This window comes from Brevibacterium sp. 50QC2O2 (genome assembly GCF_024580675.1).
Lineage (GTDB): Bacteria > Actinomycetota > Actinomycetes > Actinomycetales > Brevibacteriaceae > Brevibacterium > Brevibacterium moorei.
This window is the reverse complement of the sequence record NZ_JANIJZ010000058.1, coordinates 1-454: the sequence shown is the minus strand read 5'-3', so window position 1 is coordinate 454 and position 454 is coordinate 1. Positions and strand designations below refer to the sequence as shown.

General features: G+C 48.0%; 1 protein-coding gene. It reads left to right on the top strand.

Annotated features, from left to right (window positions below):
- On the top strand, positions 1 to 454 hold a 454-nt coding region (locus NQ038_RS15195; protein WP_257062994.1), incomplete at both ends, for an AIR synthase-related protein.

The window sequence follows — 454 nt, the reverse complement described above, 5'->3', positions numbered from 1 at the left end:
ATCACATCGATTTCAGCTTCGACGAGCAGCGACTGGGTGGTTCTGCCTTTGCACAAAGTTTGGGCAAGGTTGGCTCTGACGTTCCTACCGTGAAGGAGCCTCGCTACTTCTGCGATTGCTTCGATGCCATTCAAGAGATGATTCGCCGCGGTTGGATTCTTGCAGGACACGATATTTCGGCTGGTGGTATGATTACAACGCTGCTCGAAATGACTTTTGCAAATCCTGAAGGTGGTCTGAATATCAACTTGCACGATATGCAAGGCGATGACATTATGCGTAAGTTGTTTGCCGAAAATCCAGGTGTCATCATTCAAGTTGCCAACGAACACAACGACGAAGTGAAGGCTTTCTTGGAGGATAACTGCATTGGCTTCGCACGCATTGGCTATCCAAACACCAAAAACCGTACGCTTAGCATTGCCGATGGAAGTTGGAAACACGACTTCGACAT